The organism is Streptomyces sp. NPDC049837, from assembly GCF_040674455.1.
Lineage (GTDB): Bacteria > Actinomycetota > Actinomycetes > Streptomycetales > Streptomycetaceae > Streptomyces.
This window is the reverse complement of sequence record NZ_JBFAMP010000004.1, coordinates 134,147-153,548: the sequence shown is the minus strand read 5'-3', so window position 1 is coordinate 153,548 and position 19,402 is coordinate 134,147. Positions and strand designations below refer to the sequence as shown.

At 72.6% G+C, this 19,402-nt stretch carries 16 protein-coding genes; 10 read left to right on the top strand and 6 right to left on the bottom strand.

Annotated elements, in window-relative coordinates; translation table 11 throughout:
* Position 1 precedes the first annotated feature (1 nt).
* From cydB to AB0J57_RS12105, 4 genes are all read left to right on the top strand, one after another.
* Complete coding sequence (gene cydB, locus AB0J57_RS12120) at positions 2–1,003, top strand: cytochrome d ubiquinol oxidase subunit II (RefSeq protein ID WP_366127959.1); 1,002 nt, start codon at positions 2–4, stop codon at positions 1,001–1,003.
* 15 nt (positions 1,004–1,018) lie between these two features.
* Positions 1,019–4,603, top strand: coding sequence for a thiol reductant ABC exporter subunit CydD (gene cydD / locus AB0J57_RS12115; RefSeq protein ID WP_366127958.1), 3,585 nt, complete (start codon positions 1,019–1,021; stop codon positions 4,601–4,603).
* A gap of 41 nt (positions 4,604–4,644) precedes the next feature.
* Entirely contained in the window at positions 4,645–6,369 is a 1,725-nt protein-coding gene (locus AB0J57_RS12110) for a GAF domain-containing protein (protein ID WP_366127956.1), read from the top strand.
* 124 nt (positions 6,370–6,493) lie between these two features.
* Positions 6,494–7,699, top strand: coding sequence for a M23 family metallopeptidase (locus tag AB0J57_RS12105; protein WP_366127955.1), 1,206 nt, complete (start codon positions 6,494–6,496; stop codon positions 7,697–7,699).
* Here the strand turns inward: AB0J57_RS12105 and AB0J57_RS12100 are convergent.
* Complete coding sequence (locus AB0J57_RS12100) at positions 7,693–8,553, bottom strand: Cof-type HAD-IIB family hydrolase (protein WP_366127954.1); 861 nt, start codon at positions 8,551–8,553, stop codon at positions 7,693–7,695. The two genes, AB0J57_RS12105 and AB0J57_RS12100, sit on opposite strands and share 7 nt — an antisense overlap.
* 95 nt (positions 8,554–8,648) lie before the next feature.
* Between AB0J57_RS12100 and AB0J57_RS12095 the strand changes: the two genes are divergently transcribed.
* Complete coding sequence (locus AB0J57_RS12095; protein ID WP_366127952.1) at positions 8,649–9,542, top strand: LLM class flavin-dependent oxidoreductase; 894 nt, start codon at positions 8,649–8,651, stop codon at positions 9,540–9,542.
* A gap of 50 nt (positions 9,543–9,592) precedes the next feature.
* Here the strand turns inward: AB0J57_RS12095 and AB0J57_RS12090 are convergent, their stop codons facing one another.
* From AB0J57_RS12090 to AB0J57_RS12075, 4 genes are all read right to left on the bottom strand, one after another.
* Positions 9,593–10,135, bottom strand: coding sequence for an RNA 2'-phosphotransferase (locus tag AB0J57_RS12090; RefSeq protein ID WP_366128504.1), 543 nt, complete (start codon positions 10,133–10,135; stop codon positions 9,593–9,595).
* Positions 10,136–10,292: 157 nt separating this feature from the next.
* Positions 10,293–11,237 (bottom strand): MerR family transcriptional regulator, encoded by a 945-nt coding sequence (locus AB0J57_RS12085; protein WP_366127951.1) that lies wholly within the window; start codon positions 11,235–11,237, stop codon positions 10,293–10,295.
* Positions 11,238–11,335: 98 nt separating this feature from the next.
* Complete coding sequence (locus tag AB0J57_RS12080) at positions 11,336–13,102, bottom strand: SDR family oxidoreductase (RefSeq protein WP_366127950.1); 1,767 nt, start codon at positions 13,100–13,102, stop codon at positions 11,336–11,338.
* Positions 13,102–13,944, bottom strand: coding sequence for a M24 family metallopeptidase (locus tag AB0J57_RS12075; protein ID WP_366127949.1), 843 nt, complete (start codon positions 13,942–13,944; stop codon positions 13,102–13,104). Before AB0J57_RS12075 ends, AB0J57_RS12080 begins: the two co-directional genes overlap by 1 nt.
* Positions 13,945–14,207: 263 nt before the next feature.
* Between AB0J57_RS12075 and AB0J57_RS12070 the strand changes: the two genes are divergently transcribed.
* The 5 genes from AB0J57_RS12070 (at position 14,208) to AB0J57_RS12050 (ending at position 18,082) form a co-directional block, all read left to right on the top strand.
* Complete coding sequence (locus AB0J57_RS12070) at positions 14,208–15,182, top strand: ABC transporter ATP-binding protein (protein WP_366128503.1); 975 nt, start codon at positions 14,208–14,210, stop codon at positions 15,180–15,182.
* Positions 15,179–16,069, top strand: a complete 891-nt coding sequence (locus AB0J57_RS12065) for an ABC transporter permease (RefSeq protein WP_366127948.1) — start codon at positions 15,179–15,181, stop codon at positions 16,067–16,069. The genes AB0J57_RS12070 and AB0J57_RS12065 overlap by 4 nt, the downstream gene beginning before the upstream one ends.
* Entirely contained in the window at positions 16,066–16,977 is a 912-nt protein-coding gene (locus tag AB0J57_RS12060; protein ID WP_366127947.1) for an ABC transporter ATP-binding protein, read from the top strand. The genes AB0J57_RS12065 and AB0J57_RS12060 overlap by 4 nt, the downstream gene beginning before the upstream one ends.
* A 31-nt stretch (positions 16,978–17,008) precedes the next feature.
* Complete coding sequence (locus AB0J57_RS12055) at positions 17,009–17,728, top strand: ABC transporter permease (protein ID WP_366127946.1); 720 nt, start codon at positions 17,009–17,011, stop codon at positions 17,726–17,728.
* 111 nt (positions 17,729–17,839) lie between these two features.
* Positions 17,840–18,082: a hypothetical protein gene (locus AB0J57_RS12050; RefSeq protein WP_366127945.1), complete on the top strand. Its 243-nt coding sequence runs from the start codon at positions 17,840–17,842 to the stop codon at positions 18,080–18,082.
* On the opposite strand, the gene AB0J57_RS12045 is transcribed toward AB0J57_RS12050, so the two are convergent.
* Positions 18,079–19,365, bottom strand: a complete 1,287-nt coding sequence (locus AB0J57_RS12045) for an MFS transporter (protein WP_366127944.1) — start codon at positions 19,363–19,365, stop codon at positions 18,079–18,081. The two genes, AB0J57_RS12050 and AB0J57_RS12045, sit on opposite strands and share 4 nt — an antisense overlap.
* Between the last annotated feature and the right edge of the window lie 37 nt (positions 19,366–19,402).

Genomic DNA, 19,402 nt, shown 5'->3' with positions numbered 1-19,402 from the left:
TATGGAACTTCACGACATCTGGTTCGTCGTCATCGCCTTTCTGTGGACCGGCTACTTCTTCCTGGAGGGCTTCGACTTCGGCGTCGGCGTCCTGACCAAGCTCCTCGCCCGCGACCGGGTCGAGAAGCGGGTGCTGATCAACACCATCGGACCCGTCTGGGACGGCAACGAGGTGTGGCTGCTCACGGCCGGCGGGGCGACGTTCGCCGCCTTCCCGGACTGGTACGCCACGCTCTTCTCGGGCTTCTACCTGCCGCTGCTGGTCATCCTGGTCTGCCTGATCGTGCGTGGTGTCGCCTTCGAGTACCGGGCCAAGCGGCCTGAGGAGAAGTGGCAGCACAACTGGGAGCAGGCCATCTTCTGGACCTCGCTGATCCCCGCGTTCCTGTGGGGTGTGGCCTTCGCCAACATCGTGCGGGGTGTGGAGATCGATGCGTCCAAGGAGTACGTGGGCACGCTCTTCGATCTGTTCAACCCCTTCGCGCTGCTGGGCGGGCTCGTCACGCTGACGCTGTTCACCTTCCACGGGGCGGTGTTCACCGCGCTGAAGACGGTCGGGGAGATCCGGGTACGGGCGCGACGACTGGCGCTGACGCTGGGGCTGGTCGCCGTGGCGCTGGCCGTCGCCTTCCTCGGGTGGCTCCAGGTCTCGCGTGGTGATGGGTCGAGCCTGGTGGCCATGATGATCGCCGCTGTGGCGCTGGTTCTGGCGGTCGTCGCGATCAAGGCGGGGCGCGAAGGGTGGTCGTTCGCGCTGTCGGGCGTCACGATCGCAGCCGCGGTGGCGATGCTCTTCCTGACGCTCTTCCCGAACGTCATGCCGTCCTCGCTGGATCCGGACTGGAGCCTGACTGTCAGCAATTCGGCATCCAGCCCGTACACCTTGAAGATCATGACCTGGCTGGCGGTCATCGCCGCGCCGCTGGTGATGCTGTACCAGGGCTGGACGTACTGGGTGTTCCGCAAGCGGATCGGCACCCAGCACATCGCCGACGCCCACTAGTAGGGGATGTTTCACGTGAAACCGATCGACCCGCGTCTGCTCCGATACGCCCGGGCCACCCGTCTGTTCCTGGCAGCGGTGGTGGCTCTGGGTGCCGTCGGGGCGGCGCTGGTCGTCGCCCAGGCCATGCTCATCGCCGAGGTGGTGGTGGGTGCCTTCCAGCGGGGGCTGGACGCCGGGGATCTGGGGACGCCGTTGGTGCTGCTGGGCGTTGTGGCGGCCGGGCGGGGGCTGGTGTCGTGGCTGACGGAGCTGGCCGCCCACCGCGCGAGCGCGGCGGTGAAGTCGGAGCTGCGAAGGCGGCTGCTGGAGCGGGCGGCCGAGCTGGGGCCGGGGTGGCTGAGCGGGCAGCGGGCCGGTTCGCTGGTGGCGCTGGCCACCCGGGGTGTGGACGCGCTCGACGACTACTTCTCGCGCTATCTGCCGCAGCTCGGACTGGCGGTGGTCGTGCCGGTGGCGGTCCTGGCGCGGATCGTCACCGAGGACTGGGTCTCGGCGGCGATCATCGTCGGGACGCTGCCGCTGATCCCGGTCTTCATGGTGCTCATCGGATGGGCCACACAGGCCCGGATGGACCGGCAGTGGAAACTGCTCTCGCGGCTGTCCGGCCACTTCCTGGACGTGGTGGCGGGGCTGCCGACGCTGAAGGTGTTCGGGCGGGCGAAGGCCCAGGCCGAGTCGATCCGAGCGATCACCTCGGAGTACCGGCACGCCACGCTGCGAACGCTGGGGATCGCCTTCCTGTCGTCGTTCGCGCTGGAGTTGCTGTCGACGCTGTCGGTCGCCCTCGTCGCCGTCGGCGTCGGTATGCGGCTGGTCCATGGGGACCTGGACCTGTACACGGGTCTGGTGATCCTGATCCTGGCACCCGAGGCGTATCTGCCGCTGCGGCAGGTCGGTGCGCAGTACCACGCGGCGGCGGAGGGGCTGTCGGCCGCGGAGGAGATCTTCGCCGTTCTGGAGACGCCGGTCCGGGCGGGTGGCGGGGCTTCCGTGCCCGAGTCCGTACGGCTTGAGCTGGAGAACGTGACCGTGCGGCGCGCCGGGCGCGCCGAGCCGTCGCTGGATCGCGCGTCGCTGGTGGTGGAACCGGGCGAGACGGTGGCCCTGGTCGGTGCGAGCGGGGCCGGCAAGTCGACGCTGCTGGATGTGGTGCTGGGGTTCGTGGAGCCTTCGGGCGACGGCGGGCAGGTGCGCCTCGGGGGCGTGGAGCTCGGGTCGCTGGATCTGGAGCGGTGGCGGGAGCGGATCGCGTGGGTGCCCCAGCGGCCGTACCTGTTCGCCGGGACCATCGCGGAGAACGTGCGCCTCGCCCGGCCGGACGCGGACGACGAGGCGGTCGAGCGGGCGCTGCGGGACGCGGGCGCGGCCGAGTTCGTGGCGGCGCTGCCCGAGGGTGCCGGGACGGTGCTCGGCGAGGACGGCGCCGGACTGTCGGCGGGGCAGCGCCAACGGCTGGCCCTGGCGCGGGCGTTCCTGGCCGACCGGCCGCTGCTCCTGCTGGACGAGCCGACGGCGGCGCTCGACGGGGAGACGGAGGCGGCCGTGGTGGACGCGGTGCGCCGCCTCGCCGAGGGGCGGACGGTGCTCCTCGTCGTCCACCGCCCGGCGCTCCTGGCCGTCGCGGACCGGGTCGTCACGCTGAGGGAGGCCGCTCCCGGTGGGGCGGCCGGCGCCGATGCGGGCGCGCCGCGCGGCCTGGAGGCGCTCGACGCGGCGTTCGGGCTCGTCGGCGGGAACCTGGGGGTGACCGAGACGGGTGTCGTCGACGCCGGCTCCGGCCGCGAGGGCGGGGTGCTCGCGGACTCCGGCCGTGGCGGCGGGAGACTCGCGGGCTCGGGTACTGGCGGCCGGGTGCTCGCACGGGTGCGGGCGATGGCCGGGGATCTGCGGGGGCGGCTCGCTCTCGCGCTGCTGCTGGGCAGCCTCGCCCTCGGGTCGGCCGTGGGGCTCATGGCCGTGTCCGGCTGGCTGATCTCGCGGGCCTCCGAACAACCACCCGTGCTGTACCTGATGGTGGCCGTGACGGCGACCCGGGCGTTCGGCATCGGGCGGGCCGTGTTCCGGTACGCCGAGCGGCTCGTATCGCATGACGCCGTGCTGCGGACGCTCGCCGAACTCCGGGTCGCCGTCTACCGCGGACTGGAGCGGATCGCGCCCGCCGGGCTGCGCACGGCGCGCCGCGGCGACCTGCTGTCGCGGCTCGTCTCCGACGTGGACGCCCTCCAGGACTACTGGCTGCGGTGGCTGCTGCCCGCCGGGACCGCCGCCGTGGTCGGCGCCGGGGCCGTCGGGTTCACCGCGTGGCTGCTGCCCGAGGCCGGGGCGGTCCTGGCGGTCGGGCTCCTGGTCGCGGGCGTCGCCGTGCCGCTGGCCGGCGGAGCCGTCGCGCGCCGCGCCGAGCAGCGGCTCGCCCCGGCGCGCGGCGCCCTGGCCACCCGGGTCGTGGACCTGCTGCGCGGCTGCGCCGAGCTGACGGTGGCGGGCGCCCTCGCGCGGCGTATCGACCGGGCGCGCGAGGCGGACGGCGCCCTCACCCGGATCGCCGCCCGCCAGGCCACCGCCACCGCCCTGGGCGGCGGGCTGTCCGCGCTGGTCACGGGGGTGACCGTGGCGGCGGCCGCGCTGGTGGGCGTGCAGGCGGTACACGACGGGCGGCTCGACGGCGTGGCGCTGGCCGTCGTCGTCCTGACCCCGCTCGCCGCGTTCGAGGCGGTGACCGGCCTCCCCCTGGCCGTGCAGTACCGCCAGCGCGTGAGGCGGAGCGCGGAGCGGGTGTACGAGGTGCTCGACGCCCCCGTCCCCGTACACGAGCCGAGTGAGCCCAAGCCGACGCCCGACAACCCCTTCCCGCTGGAGCTGCGCGGGCTCACCGCCCGGTACGCGGGCCAGGACCGCGACGCCCTCGCGGGGTTCGACCTGCGGCTGGAGGCGGGCCGGCGGGTCGCCGTCGTCGGGGCGTCCGGCTCCGGCAAGACCACGCTCGCCCAGGTGCTGCTGCGGTTCCTGGACGCCCACGACGGCACGTACCGGATCGGCGGGGTGGACGCGGCGGTGCTCGACGGCGACGACGTACGCCGCCTGGTGGGGCTGTGCGCCCAGGACGCGCACACCTTCGACAGCTCCATCCGGGAGAACCTGCGGCTGGCCCGGCCCGGTGCCGGTGACGACGAGCTGCGCGCGGCGCTGGACCGGGCCCGGCTGCTGGACTGGGTGGACGGGCTGCCCGACGGCCTCGACACGCTCGTCGGCGAGCACGGCGCCCGGCTCTCCGGCGGCCAGCGCCAGCGTCTGGCCCTCGCCCGCGCGCTGCTCGCCGACTTCCCGGTCCTGGTCCTCGACGAGCCCGCCGAGCACCTGGACCTGGCCACGGCGGACGCGCTCACCGACGACCTGCTGCGGGCCACCGAGGGCCGTACGACGGTGCTGATCACGCACCGGCTGCACGGCTTGGACGCGGTCGACGACGTCGTCGTCCTGGACGGCGGCCGCACGGTGCAGCGCGGCCCGTACGCCGAACTGGCCGCCGCCGACGGTCCGCTGCGCCGGATGCTGGAGCGGGAGAGGGCGGCCGATCTGCTGCTGGAGGGTACGGCGTAAACCAACTTTCCCTGCCATATGGGACTTACTACGCTCAGGGCATGACCGCGCCCGAGCGACCGGAGGACCAGCCGCACGATGCGGCAGCGGCCGCGCGGGTGTCCCGCGGCATCCAGGGGCTGTCGACCGAGCTGACCGCCCGCGTCCCACAACTGCTGGAGGCCATGCGGTCCGTCGGCACCGGGCTCGAACCGCACTCCACGCTCGACCGGATCTGCGAGACCGCCGCCGAGCTCGCCGACGCCCGCTACGCCGCCATCGGCGTCGTCGACGAGGAGGGCGAGGGGCTGTCGGACTTCGTGACGTACGGGACCTCCGACGAGGTCGCGCGGGAGATCGGCCGCCGTCCCGACGGCCACGCGGGGCTGCTCGGCGCGCTCATCCACCACCCCGAGGCCATGCGGCTCACCGATCTGACGGCGGACCCGCGCGCTGCCGGATTCCCGCCCGGCCACCCCCCGATGCGCACCTTCCTCGGCGTGCCCATCCGCGTCCAGGGCGAGATCTTCGGCAACCTCTACCTGACCGAGAAGCGGGGCGGGGCCGAGTTCAACGACGATGACCTCCACATGGTGCGCGTCCTCGCCACCGAGGCGGGGATCGCCATCGGCAACGCCCGCCTCTACGAGGCGGCGCGCCAGCGCGAGCGGTGGATCGACGGCTCGGTGGCGGTCACCACCGCGCTGCTGTCCGGCGGGGACGCCGACGAGGCCCTCTCGGTCGTCGCCGAACAGGCGCGCAGACTCGCCGACGCGTGCGCGGGGATCGTGCTGCTGCCCGCCGCCGACGGCAGCGGCGGTCTGGAGATCGTCGCCGTCTCCGCCGACGACCCGGCCACCGCGCTGGGCGTCGTCATCCCGCCGGAGAGCCCGGTGGTCGAGCGGCTGCTCGCCGGCGAGGCGGTGTTCATGACCGACGCGGCGACCGACCCCCGCATGACCACCGGGCCGGCCCGGCCATACGGGCCCAGCATGATGCTGCCGCTCCAGAGCGGTGGCCGCGTCCTGGGCGCCCTCGCCACACCACGCGCCCCGGGTGCCCGGCAGTTCAACGGGACGGAACGCACCCTCGCCACCCAGTTCGCCTCCCAGGCAGCACTGGCGCTGATGATGGCGGAGGCGCAGCGCGACCGCGAGCGCCTGGCGGTGTACGAGGACCGGGACCGTATCGCGCGCGACCTGCACGACCTGGTCATCCAGCGGCTGTTCGCCACCGGCATGATGCTGGAGGGCGCGCAGCGCGGCGCGCTCGAACCCGCCGTCCAGGCGGGGGTGGAACGGGCTGTCGACGAACTGGACGTGACCATCCAGGAGATCCGCACGGCCGTCTTCGCGCTCCAGCAGGGCCCGGCCGAGGCGCCGTCGGGCTTGCGCACCCGTGTCCTGCGGGAGATCAACATGGCGGCCGTGCCGCTGGGCTTCACGCCCTCGCACCGCTTCACCGGCCCCGTCGACACCGCCGTGGGGGAACTCACCGGCAAGAACCTCGTGGCCGCGCTGCGCGAGGCGCTGTCCAACGCCTTCCGGCACGCCCACGCGCACCGGATCGAGGTCGTCGTGGACGCCACGGTGAAGCTCCCCGACGGGACGGAGGGAGTGCGGCTGACCGTCGCGGACGACGGGGTGGGCCTCCCCGGGGGTGGGCGGCGCAGCGGCTTGCGGAACCTGGCGCGGCGGGCGGAGTCGCTGGGCGGGTCGAGCCGGTGCGGGCCGGGGATCGGCGAGCACGGCGGCGGTACGACGGTGGTGTGGGAGGCGCCACTGTAGGAGCTCGTCCGGGGCCCCTCCGGGTGGCGTCGTAGGCCGGTCGGCGGAACGGTGATGGGCCGGTTGGCGGTACGACACCGCTTCGGTGCCGGACATCGGGCGCGTCCGGCGCCACCATCCCAGGATGGTGCTCGTGGCGCTGGCCGTACTCCTCGCCCTGCTGCCGGGCCCGTCGGCGGCCGCCGCCGAGGGGCCCGGTGGCGCGGCCGCGGAGGTGGCCCGGTTGTACGACGAGGCCGCGCGGGCCACCGAGACGTACGAGCGGGGCCGGCGCGCGGCGGCGGCGCAGCGCGTCGTGGCCGGCCGGCTCCAGCGGGAGCTGGCCCTGAAGCGGCGCGAACTGGCCGTGCTGAACGACCGGATGGGCGAGGTCGCCCGGGCCCAGTACCGGGCGGGTGGCTCGCTGGGCCTGACGGCGCGGCTGCTGCTGGCCGACGACGCCGAGGAGGCGATGCGGGCGGAGGGGCTCGCCCGGCAGGCGGACCGGGTCGTGAACCGTCTCATGGAGCGCACCAGGGCGGCGGAACGGCGCCTCGCGCGGGCCGAGAGGGAGGCCCGCGTGGCCTGGCACGACCTGGACGTACGCAGGAAGCGGTTGGCCGCGATCCGGCGGGGCGTCGAGGCGCGGCTGGAGCGGGCCCAGTGGCGGCTCCAGGCCGAGGCGGACCGGCGGGTGGCCGCGGGCCGGTGCGGGGGCGCGGTGCGGGTGGAACGCCCTGCGGCGGCGGCTGTGGCTGGTGCGGTCGGTGTTGGTTCCGGGACCGGTGGTGCGGCGGGTGGTTCCGGTGTGGCCGGCTCCTTGGGCGTCGGCGGTGCCGGGGACGGTGTCGGTGCACGGGCCGGTGCCGGTGGAGGCGGTGTACGGGCCGGTGGGTGGAGCGGCGGCGGGCGCCGGTGGGTCGCGCCGGTGGAGGAGTACGCCCTGTCCGCCGGTTTCCACCGGGCGGGCGCGCACTGGGCGCACCGGCACACGGGCCAGGACTTCGCGGTGGCCGTCGGGACCCCGGTGCGGTCGATCGGGGCGGGCCGCGTGCAGTCGGTGACCTGCGGCGGGGCGTTCGGGATCCAGGTGGTGGTGCGGCATGCGGGCGGCTGGTACTCGCAGTACGCGCACCTCGCCGCGCCCGCTGTGTACCCGGGCCAGCGGGTGGCGCCCGGGCAGCCGATCGGGCGGTCCGGGAACACCGGCAACTCGACGGGACCGCACCTCCACTTCGAGGTGCGGATCACGCCGTACATGGGCTCGGCCGTGGACCCGGTGCGCTGGCTGGGCGAGCACGGGGTCCGGCTGGGCGAGCGCGGGGTCCGGCTGGACCGGTCCCGTCAGTGAGCCGCGTTGAGGATGTCCTCGATGACGCGCGCGACGCCGTCGTCGTTGTTGGCGACGGTCCTGCCGGAGGCGGCGGCCACGACGTCCGGGTGCGCGTTGCCCATCGCGTACGAGCGGCCCGCCCAGGACAGCATCTCGATGTCGTTCGGCATGTCCCCGAACGCCACCACCTCGTCGGCGGAGATGCCGCGCTCGGCGCAGCACAGCGCGAGGGTGCTCGCCTTGGAGACGCCCAGGCCGCTGATCTCCAGCAGCGCGCTGGGGCTGGAGCGCGTGATGTTCGCCCGGTCGCCGGCGGCCGTGCGGGCCAGGGCGAGGAAGCCGTCCGGCGTCAGGTCGCTGTGGTGGGCGAGCAGCTTGAGCACGGGCGCGCCGGAGCCGGGATCGTCCTCGTGCAGGAGCTTCTCGGCGGGGGCGATGGTGGCGGACGGGTCGACCCAGAAGGGCGGGTAGTCGGGCTCGTAGTGGAAGCCGGTGGTGAGCTCGACCGCGAAGGCGGTGCCGGGCGCCTCGCGGCGGAGCGTCCGTACGACGTGGAGGGCGGTCTCCCGCTCCAGCGGCCGGACCTCCAGAAGCCGGCCGCCGGAGTGCAGGTCGACGACGGCGGCGCCGTTGGCGCAGATCGCCAGGCCGTGCCCCTGGACGTGGTCGCTGACGACGCCCATCCAGCGGGCGGGGCGGCCGGTGACGAAGAAGACCTCGATGCCGGCCTCCTCGGCGGCGGCGAGCGCCGAGATCGTCCGGTCGGAGACCGATTTGTCGTCGCGCAGGAGCGTTCCGTCCAGGTCGGTGGCGATCAGCCGGGGACGTCGATGGGCCGTGGGCCGTGGTCGGGGAGAGATCGCTGAGGTCACGCACCCATTGTCCCGTACAGGGGTGCACGGGCGTGCGGATAGCTGCACATCTGAGCCAGGCAGGGATTGTCGGTGGCGCACCGTAGGCTCGTTCCATGCGTCTGAGCACCGTGATCCTCCCCTCCCGCCGCTGGCACGACGGCGGCCGCGACGCATGGCTGCGGGCCGAGCGGCTCGGCTTCCACGCCGCGTACACCTATGACCACCTGTCGTGGCGGGTGCCGTTCCGGGGCGGCCCCTGGTTCGGCGCGATCCCGACGCTGACGGCGGCGGCCACGGCGACGGAGCGGATACGGCTGGGCACGCTGGTGACCTCGCCGAACTTCCGGCATCCGGTCACGCTCGCCAAGGAGCTGATCTCGCTGGACGACATCTCCGGCGGCCGGATCACGCTGGGCATCGGTGCGGGGGGCAATGGCTTCGACGCGACGGCGCTGGGCCAGGAGGCGTGGACGCCGCGCGAGCGGGCGGACCGGTTCGCGGAGTTCGTGCCGTTGCTGGACCGGCTGCTGACGGAGGAGTCGGTGACGTACGAGGGGGCGTTCTACTCGGCGGGCGAGGCGCAGAACGTTCCCGGGTGCGTGCAGCGGCCACGGCTGCCGTTCGCCGTCGCCGCCACGGGGCCGCGCGGGCTGAAGCTGGCGGCGCGGCACGGGCAGGCGTGGGTGACCACCGGGGACCCGAAGGTGTCGGAGTCGGGTACGCCCGAGGACTCGCGCGCGGCCCTGCTGGGGCAGATGGACAAGCTCGGCAAGGCGTGCGCGGACGCCGGCCGGGACATGGCGGAACTGGACAAGATCCTGCTGACCGGGTTCACACCGGACCGGCCGCTGGAGTCCTTGGACGCCTTCGTGGACTTCGCGGGCCGCTACTTCGAGCTGGGCTTCACCGAGATCGTGATCCACGCGCCGGTGGCGGACTCGATGTTCGCCGCCGACGAGAAGGTCTTCGAGCGGATCGCGACGGAGGCCCTGGCACAGCTCCGCTGAGACCGGCCGGGGAAGCGGCCGGCGGGGTAAGAAGTCCGCCGGAGCAGCGGTCAGCCGGGGAAGCGCAGGTAGGCGGGCGGTACGGCGTCGGTGAGCCAGACCCCGTTGGCGCTGACGTGGAAGACATGGCCGTCCCGGTGCATGGCGGCGGCGTCCACGGACAGCACGACCGGGCGGCCGCGGCGGGCGCCGACGCGGGTCGCGGTCTCGCGGTCGGGCGACAGGTGGACGTGGTGGCGGGCCATGGGCCGCAGCCCCTCGGCCCGGATCGCGGGCAGGTTGCGGGCGATGGTGCCGTGGTACAGATACGCGGGCGGGACGGCGGGCGGCAGGTCCAGGTCGACGTCGACGGTGTGACCCTGGTTGGCGCGGATCCGGTCGCCGTCGATAGTGAAGCGCCGCTTGTCGTTGACGGCGACGACGTGCTCCAGCTCGGCGCGGCTGATTCGTACGCCGTGCTCGGCGGCCGCCCGCAGCAGGTCGTCGATCGCGACCCAGCCGTTGGGGTCGAGGGCCAGTCCGATGCGCTCGGGCTGGTGGCGCAGGTGTTTCGAGAGGTACTTCGACACCTTCACGGTGCGTCTTTCGTCCATGCCGTTTTCGTCCATGCCGTTCATGCGTTCAGCGTGTCAGGCATCACGTCCGGTTTGCCACAGAAATTGCCGTGACCAGGTTTGATCCACAAACAACTCTGGTTATCCACAGAGGAATTGACGATTCTGTGGACAACGGCCGTGCCATTCAAGGCGTTTAGTCGACTTCAGGCGATTTCAAGTTACTTGAGGCAAGTGCGTCCAATGTCCTTGCCTGTACCTCCCTTTCGGTCGCCGCGGCGATGAACGCCGACGCGTTCCGCTGCCCAACAAGGCTGTGCACGGCCCGGATCGTCGAGGCGGGCAGCGTCACCTGTGTGGTCTCGTCGCCCTTCACAGGAGGGCCGTCGGACGACAGGTGCTGCTGGAGGTGCCGGGTGGCGAACGTCCGCATGGCACGGGCCAGTTCCGCGTCCACCGTCTGCTGCGCGAGCGGCCGGAGGCGTCGGACCAGGGCGGCCGCCTCCGACGCGTCGGCGTCCGTGGGCGGCCGGTGGCCGAGGTAGCGGGCGAAGACGTGCTCCATGGTGAACTCCAGGAAACGGTTGGCGATGTGCTCCACCTGACCGCGAAGTTCCCTGAGGTGCCCGGAGATCGCCAGCAGCGGAACCCCGGCGGCGTACAACTCGGCCGCCACGGCCAGCTCTTGGGGGCTCGGCACCAGGAACTCGTCCTCGCGCCCCGGGATGCGCTCCAGCACACCGAGCTCTATTGCCTCCTCCACCGCCTCCTCGTCCGGGGTTCCGCCGAAGGTGGCGTCCAGCTCGGCGCGTGTGATCCGGTCCGCCTCCTCATCCGTCCAGGGGCCGTGCACCTCGGCGACCAGCCCCAGGACGCCGCCGAGGCCGCGGCCGGCGTCCCAGGCCTCCAGCAGCTCCTTGATGGACGCCAGCGTGTAGCCCCGGTCCAGCAGGTCGGCGATCTGCCGCAGCCGCGCCAGATGGGCCTCCCCGTACACATTGGACCGGCCGCGCCGCTCCGGCTTCGGCAGCAGCCCCCGGTCCTGGTAGGCGCGGATGGTCCGGACCGTGGCGCCGCTGTGGTGCGCCAGGTCCTCGATCCGGTACTCGGCCGCCGGTATCCGTGCCGCCTGCTCGTCCACACCCGCTCCCCGTTACCCCGAAGCCGCCCGCTCACCGCCCGGCGAGGGACGACCGCCCTGCGAGGGATGGTACGGCCGCCACGAGGACCACGCGGCGCTCACAGCCGTGCGTCCAGCCGGGCGAGCGCGCGCAGCGCCCCCGGTGCCAGCCGGGACAGCAGCCGGGCACCATGGGCCTCCGGCGTCACCGGCACCACCGCCTCGTTCCTGACGACGGCCCGCAGGATCGCGTCGGCGACCTTCTCCGGAGGGTAGTTGCGCAGCCCGTACAGCCGGGCGGTCTTCTTCTGCCGGCGCTTCTCCTCGTCCTCCGACACCCCGGCGAAGCGGGCGGTGGCGGTGATGTTGGTGTTCACGATGCCCGGGCACACGGCGGTGACCCCGATGTCCCGGCCGGCCAGCTCGGCGCGCAGGCACTCGCTGAGCATCAGCACCGCCGCCTTGGAGGTGCTGTACGCGGGAAGCATGCGGGACGGCTGGAACGCGGCGGCGGACGCGGTGTTCACGATGTGGCCGCCCTGGCCGCGCTCGGCCATCTGCCGGCCGAAGACCCGGCAGCCGTGGATGACGCCCCACAGATTGACGTCGAGCACCTTCCTCCAGTCCTCGCTCGTCGTGTCGAGGAAGGCGCCCGACAGGCCTATCCCGGCGTTGTTCACCAGCACGTCCACCGTGCCGTACTCGGCGGCGACCTTCTCGGCGAGCTTCTCCATGGCCTGCTCGTCGCTGACGTCCACGGCCTCGCCCCAGGCGTCCGGCGCGCCGATCAGCCGGGCCATCCCCGCCGTCCGTGCCGCACCCTCCGCGTCCCGGTCCACCGCCACCACCCGCGCGCCCGCCTCGGCGAACGCGAACGCCGTGGCCCGCCCGATACCGCTGGCCGCGCCCGTCACCAGGACCAACTGCCCGCCGAACCGGTCCGCGTACCGCCGCCCCGAGGCGACCGGCGCGGGCACCTCGCCGCCCTGGTCCTCGTGCGCCGTCACGAACTCGGTGATCCACGCGGCCAACTGGTCCGGCCGGGTGCGCGGCACCCAGTGCTTGGCCGGCAGCGTGCGGCGCACCAACTGCGGGGCCCACGTCGCCAGCTCGTCGTACAGCCGCTGCGACAGGAAGACGTCCCCGGTCGGCGTGATCAACTGCACGGGCGCGTGGGCGTACGCGTCCGTGCGCGGGCGCAGCAGGCGTGCCCGGACGTTGTCCCGGTAGAGCCAGGCGCCGTGTGCCGCGTCGGAGGGCAGCGACGCGGTGGGGTAGCCGTCGTCCGGCACCTTCTCGACGCGCCGCATGATCCGCGGCCACCGCTTGCCGAGCGGGCCGCGCCAGGCCAGTTCGGGCAGGACCGGGGTGTGCAGCAGGTACACGTACCAGGACTTGGCGCCCTGGCCGAGCAGTTGGCCGACCCGGCGCGGGGTCGGCCGGGTCATGCGCTGCTTGATCCAGTGCCCGAAGTGGTCCAGGGACGGGCCGGACATCGAGGTGAAGGAGGCGATCCGCCCCTGGGTGCGCTCGACCGTGACGAATTCCCATGACTGGACCGATCCCCAGTCGTGCCCGACCAGGTGGACCGGCTTGTCCGGGCTGACCGCGTCGATGACCGCCAGGAAGTCGTCCGTCAGCTTCTCCAGCGTGAACCCGCCGCGCAGCGGCTTGGGTGCCGTCGACCGGCCGTGCCCGCGCACGTCGTACAGCACCACATGGAAGTGCTCGGCGAGCCGTACGGCGACCTCCGACCAGACCTCCTTGGAGTCCGGGTAGCCGTGCACGAGCACGACCGTCGGCCGGTCGGGGTCGCCCAGCTCCGCGACGCACAGCTCGATCCCGCCCGTACGGACCCAGCGCTCCCGCGCGTCCAGCGACGTCATCACACACCCTCCGTCCAGCGCCGCACGTGCGGCAGATCGTCATCCAGCCAGAACGCGCTCTCCTCGGGGTCCCGGGAGTCGGTCACCACCAGGAGCTCCTCGAACTTCGCGCCCGTACCCCGGAAGCCGAGGTGCGGTTCGACCGCCCACAGCCCGGGCTGCGGGGGATGGTCGGAGAACTTGTACGGGGACCACAGCGGTGACCAGCCGTCGCGGTGGCCGTGGAGGGCGTCGCTCGCCAGCCCCTTCAGGGACTGCGTACCGAACCCGAAGAGCGTGGGCGACCAGCGGCGCTCCTTGACCCGGTCGACCTTGTGGGCGATCACCCCGAAGGGATACGCGCGGTGCCGGCTGGCGTACCCCTGCCCCACCATCAGCCGGTCCACGTCCTCGTAGATCTCCCGCAGCGGGCGCCGCTCCCGTACCTCGCGGAGGATCAGCTCGCGGTGCTCGCGCAGGTCGGCGAGCAGTCGGTCGTGGACGGGGTTGAGCCCGAGGCAGCCCGAGTACCCGATATCGGCGGTGAAGCCCTTGTACACCGGGGCCATGTCGAGGATGAACGGCATCCCCGCCTCCAGCCGCCGGTTCGTGGGGAAGAACTGAAGCGGGATCCGGAAGTTAGCGAACGCCGTGCGGTCGCCGAACCAGGCGAACGGCAGGTGGAACCAGTCCCGCACGCCCCGCCCGCGCAGCCAGTCGCGCTGCATCCGCGCCGCCTCGCGCTCCGTCACACCCGGCTTGAGCTGCGCGGCCACCACCTCGGCGCACTCGTACGCCAAACGCTGCACTTCCCTGAACCCGCGCAGCTCCGTGCCGCGTTCGGATGTCACTACCGACGTCATGCCACCAGCCGTCCGTCCCGTGTGCCGTGTGCGGTATGCGCGCTACGCGTCCGTAACTTGACACTGATGAATGTGACAATGCCCGGCGGCTGCGTCAAGGGTCGTGCACCGCCTGTGGAAAACACCGCCTGTGGAAAACCCCGACTCCGGGCCCGCCTCCGGTGCCAGGCCCCTACGGGCACGTACGCCTGGAGTCGGACATCGATCCAGCCGCCTGGTCTGACGCCCGGTGTGGCCTGGGCCACTACCGTCGAAGCGTGACTGTGATCGCGACCGAAAGCCTCAGCAAGCGGTTCCCCCGGGTGACCGCTCTCGACCGGCTCTCCCTGGACATCGGGCCCGGTGTGACCGGACTGGTGGGCGCCAACGGAGCCGGCAAGTCCACCATGATCAAGATCCTGCTGGGTCTGTCCCCCGCCACCGAGGGCCGCGCCGAGGTCCTCGGCCTCGACGTCGCCACCAGCGGCGCCGCCATACGTGAGCGGGTCGGCTACATGCCCGAGCACGACTGCCTGCCGCCCGACGTCTCGGCCACCGAGTTCGTCGTCCACATGGCGCGCATGTCCGGCCTGCCGCCGGCGGCCGCGCGCGAGCGCACCGCCGACACGCTGCGCCACGTCGGGCTGTACGAGGAGCGCTACCGCCCCATCGGCGGCTACTCGACCGGCATGAAGCAGCGCGTGAAGCTCGCGCAGGCCCTGGTCCACGACCCGCAACTGGTCCTCCTCGACGAGCCGACCAACGGCCTCGACCCGGTCGGCCGCGACGAGATGCTGGGCCTGATCCGCCGCGTGTACACGGACTTCGGCATCTCGGTCCTGGTCACCTCCCACCTGCTGGGCGAACTCGAACGCACCTGTGACCACGTCGTCGTCATCGACGGCGGGCAGCTCCTGCGCTCCAGCTCCACCAGCGACTTCACCCAGCTCACCGCCACCCTCGCCGTCGAGGTCACCGACACCGACGCGCACCCCGACGGCACGGCGGCCCTCCGCGAGGCGCTCACGGCGGCCGGAATCACCCTCCACGCACGCGTGGAGGACGGTATGCCGGGCGCCGGCCACATCCTGCTGCTGGAGGCGACCGGCGAGGAGACGTACGACATCGTGCGCGACACCGTCGCGCACCTCGGCCTCGGCCTCGTACGGATGGAACAGCGCCGCCACCACATCGCCGAGGTGTTCCGCCCAGAGGCGGACGCCGCGGCCAAGGCCACGACGGAGGTGCGGGCCCGATGAGCACCGAGACCCAGACCCAGACCCAGATCCACAACATCGGCTACCGCGACTACGACGGGCCCCGCCTCGGCCGTGCCTACGCGCGCCGCTCGCTGTTCTCGCAGTCGCTGCGCGGCGCGTACGGGCTGGGCCGCAGCGCCAAGTCCAAGGTGCTGCCGATGCTGCTCTTCGCGGTGATGTGCATCCCCGCGCTGGTCGTCGTCGCGGTGGCGGTCGCCACCAAGATGAAGGACCTGCCGATGGACTACACGCGGTACGCGATCTTCACGCAGGCCGTCATCGGGCTGTACGTGGCCGCGCAGGCACCCCAGTCCGTCTCGCGCGACCTCCGCTTCAAGACGGTGCCGCTGTACTTCTCCCGCCCCATCGAGCGGGTCGACTACGTCGTCGCCAAGTACGGCGCCATGGCGTCGGCCCTGTTCATCCTGACCGCCTCGCCGCTGCTCATCCTCTACATCGGGTCCCTGCTGGCGAAGATGGACTTCGCCGACCAGAGCCGGGGATTCGCCCAGGGACTGGTCTCCGTGGCTCTGCTCTCGCTCCTCTTCGGCGGAATCGGCCTGGTCATGGCGGCCCTGACGCCGCGCCGAGGCTTCGGCGTCGCCGCCGTCATCGCCGCGCTCACGATCTCGTACGGAGCCGTCACCACCCTCCAGGCCATCGCCTGGAGCACCGACTCCCTGGGCGCGGTGAAGTGGCTGGGCCTGTTCTCGCCGATCACCCTCATCGACGGCGTACAGACCGCCTTCCTGGGCGCCACGTCCTCCTTCCCCGCCGAGGCCGGGCCGGACGCCGGGGTGGGCGCGGTCTACCTGCTGGTCGTCCTCTCGCTCATCGCGGGCTCGTACGCCGTCCTGATGCGCCGCTACCGAAAGGTCGGGCTGTGACCACCATCAACATCGACCACGTCTCACGGTGGTTCGGCAACGTCGTGGCCGTCAACGACGTCACCATGACCATCGGCCCCGGTGTGACCGGGCTGCTGGGCCCCAACGGCGCCGGAAAGTCCACCCTGATCAACATGATGGGCGGCTTCCTCGCGCCCTCGACCGGGTCCGTGACCCTCGACGGGCAGCAGATCTGGCGCAACGAGTCCGTCTACCGGCAGATCGGCGTCGTGCCCGAGCGCGAGGCCATGTACGACTTCCTCACCGGCCGCGAATTCGTCGTCGCCAACGCCGAATTGCACGGTCTGGGCGCGACGGAGGCCCAGCGGGCGCTGGCCACGGTGGAGATGGAGTACGCCCAGGACCGCAAGATCGCCACGTACAGCAAGGGCATGCGGCAGCGCGTGAAGATGGCCTCGGCCCTCGTCCACGAACCGTCCGTGCTGCTGCTGGACGAGCCGTTCAACGGCATGGACCCGCGCCAGCGCATGCAGCTCATGGACCTGCTGCGGCGGATGGGCAGGGAGGGCCGTACGGTCCTGTTCTCCTCACACATCCTGGAGGAGGTCGAGCAGTTGGCCTCCCACATCGAGGTGATCGTCGCCGGGCGGCACGCGGCGAGCGGCGACTTCCGGCGCATCCGGCGCCTGATGACCGACCGGCCGCACCGCTACCTCGTCCGCTCCAGCGACGACCGTGCCCTGGCGGCCGCGCTGATCGCCGACCCGTCGACGGCCGGCATCGAGGTGGACGTGACGGAGGGCGCCCTGCGCATCCAGGCGGTGGACTTCGGGCGCTTCACCGAGCTGCTGCCGAAGGTCGCCCGCGAGCACTCCATCCGGCTGCTGACGGTCTCGCCCTCGGACGAGTCCCTGGAGTCGGTCTTCTCGTACCTCGTCGCGGCCTGAGCGCCGGCGCCCTGAAGGGAACCCTTCGACCATGTACAACCCCACAGTCGCCCGGCTCACCTACCGGGCCCTGCTCGGCCGCCGCCGGGCCGCGATCCTGTTCGTCCTGCCCGGCCTGCTGCTGCTCATCGCGGCCGCCGTCCGGGGCTTCAACGGCGCCGACGACCAGATCGCCGCCGACGTCCTCGGCGGGTTCGCGCTCGCCACCATGGTGCCGCTGATCGGTGTCATCGCCGGGACGGGCGCGATCGGGCCCGAGATCGACGACGGTTCGATCGTCTACCTGCTCGCCAAGCCGGTGAAGCGGCCGACGATCATCTTCACCAAGCTGATCGTGGCCATCGCCGTGACCATGGCGTTCTCCGCCGTCCCCACCTTCCTCGCCGGAATGATCCTCAACGGCAACGGACAGCAGGTGGCGGTCGCGTACACGGTCGCGGCGCTCGTCGCCTCGATCGCGTACAGCGCGCTCTTCCTGCTGCTCGGTACGGTCAGCCGGCACGCGGTCGTCATCGGGCTCGTGTACGCGCTGGTGTGGGAGACCCTGTTCGGCAGCCTGATCGAGGGCGCCAAGACCCTGAGCGTCCAGCAGTGGGCGCTGGCCGTCGCCGAGAAGGTCACGGGAGACGGGCTGATCGCCTCGGACGTGGGCCTGCCGGTCGCGGTGGCGCTGCTGGCGGGCGTCACGGTGGCGGCGACCTGGTACGCGGGCCAGAAGCTGCGGACGCTGACCCTGGCGGGCGACGAGTAAGCGTGTGAAAGGGCCCTCCACGCGCGCGTGGAGGGCCCTTTCCGTCCTCACCTCGTCCTCACGCCGTTTTGACCGGACGGCGGGCACACTTGCCGTACGGAGGAGGCAACCATGGCCGCTGACCGCGACGACCGGGAAGACCCCTGGGACGACGTCGAACTGGACAACGACTTCATACGCTCCGCCGAGACCGCCGAGCCGTCCGCCCGGGCCCGGATGCTCGCCGCCCGCTGGCGCGGCCGGCCACCCGAGCCGCAGCCCTGGCGCTCCGACGAGCCGCCGGCGGGCTGGTTCTTCAGCCGGGCCCGCCGCGAGCACCGGCGCAGGTGGCGCCGCAAGAAGGACCGCGACTAGACCTTGCGGTCGCGCGCCGCCATCAGGCCCACCGCCAGGGCCGCCCCGCAGACGCACAGCACCAGCGCGATCGGGACCGTCCAGCCGCCCGTCGCCTGGTGGACCGCGCCCGCCGCGAGCGGGCCGGCGGCCGCCAGCAGGTAGCCGACCGTCTGCGCCATGCCCGACAGCTTCGAGGCGGTCACCGCGTCCCCGCTGCGCAGCACGATCATCGTCAGCGCGAGGCCCACCGCGCCGCCCTGGCCGACGCCCAGCACCGCCGCCCACAGCCAGGCGCCGGACACCGGGGCGACCATCAGCCCCGCGTACCCCGCTCCCACCATCGAGGTGACCAGCACGACCAGCGGGCGCTGGCTGCGCATCCGGCCGGCCAGCAGCGGCACCAGGAACGCGCCCGCGACCTGGATGAGGTTGTTGAAGGCGAACACGACACCCGCCGTCGAGCGGCTCATCCCCTGGTCGGTGAAGATCGTCGGCATCCAGGCGATCAGGACGTACGACCAGAGGGACTGGAGGCCCATGAAGAGGGTGACCTGCCAGGCCAGCGCCGAACGCCAGACGCTCCGGCCGGAGGCCGTGCCCGCGGGAGCAACGCGCACTTCGCGTCCCGTCCGCCCCCGGGCGAGCAGCACCTGCGGCAGCCACGCCACCGCAGCCACCGCCGCGAGCAGCGACCAGAACGCGAGCGACGCCTCCCAACTGCCCCCGAACGCCTTCTCCAGCGGCACGGAGGCCGCCGCCACCACCGTCGCGCCCGCGATCATCGCGCCCGTGTAGACGGACGTCATGGACGCGGCCCGGTCGGGGAAGTCGCGCTTGATCAGCCCGGGCATCAGGACGTTGAGCAGCGCGATCGCCGTACCGACCAGGACGCCGCCGCCGTACAGCGCGTACACGGACGGCAGTACGCGTACGAGGATGCCGGTGGCCAGCAGCAACAGCGCGCCCAGCAGCACCTGTTCGGTGCCCAGCCGCCGGGCCAGCCAGGGCGTGACCAGCGCGCCGACGCCCAGGAACAGCACCGGTACCGACGTGACCAGCGAGCTCGCGGTCGACGACAGCCCGAAGCTCGCGCTGATCTCTCCGACCAGGGGCGACACGCTCGCCAGCGCCGCCCGCATGTTCAGCGACGCCAGCACGATCCCGACGAGCAGCAGCACCGGATGCGCGAGCAACGCCCGCCCCCCGAGCAACGCCCGCCTCGCCGCGGCCCCTTGGGGCGAGGGCCCGACATCGGTCTCCGCGTCCAGGAGCAGGAGCCGATCGGAATCCGGGCGTGACAAAACGTGCACCTTTCTCAACAACGTACGTACGAAGGGG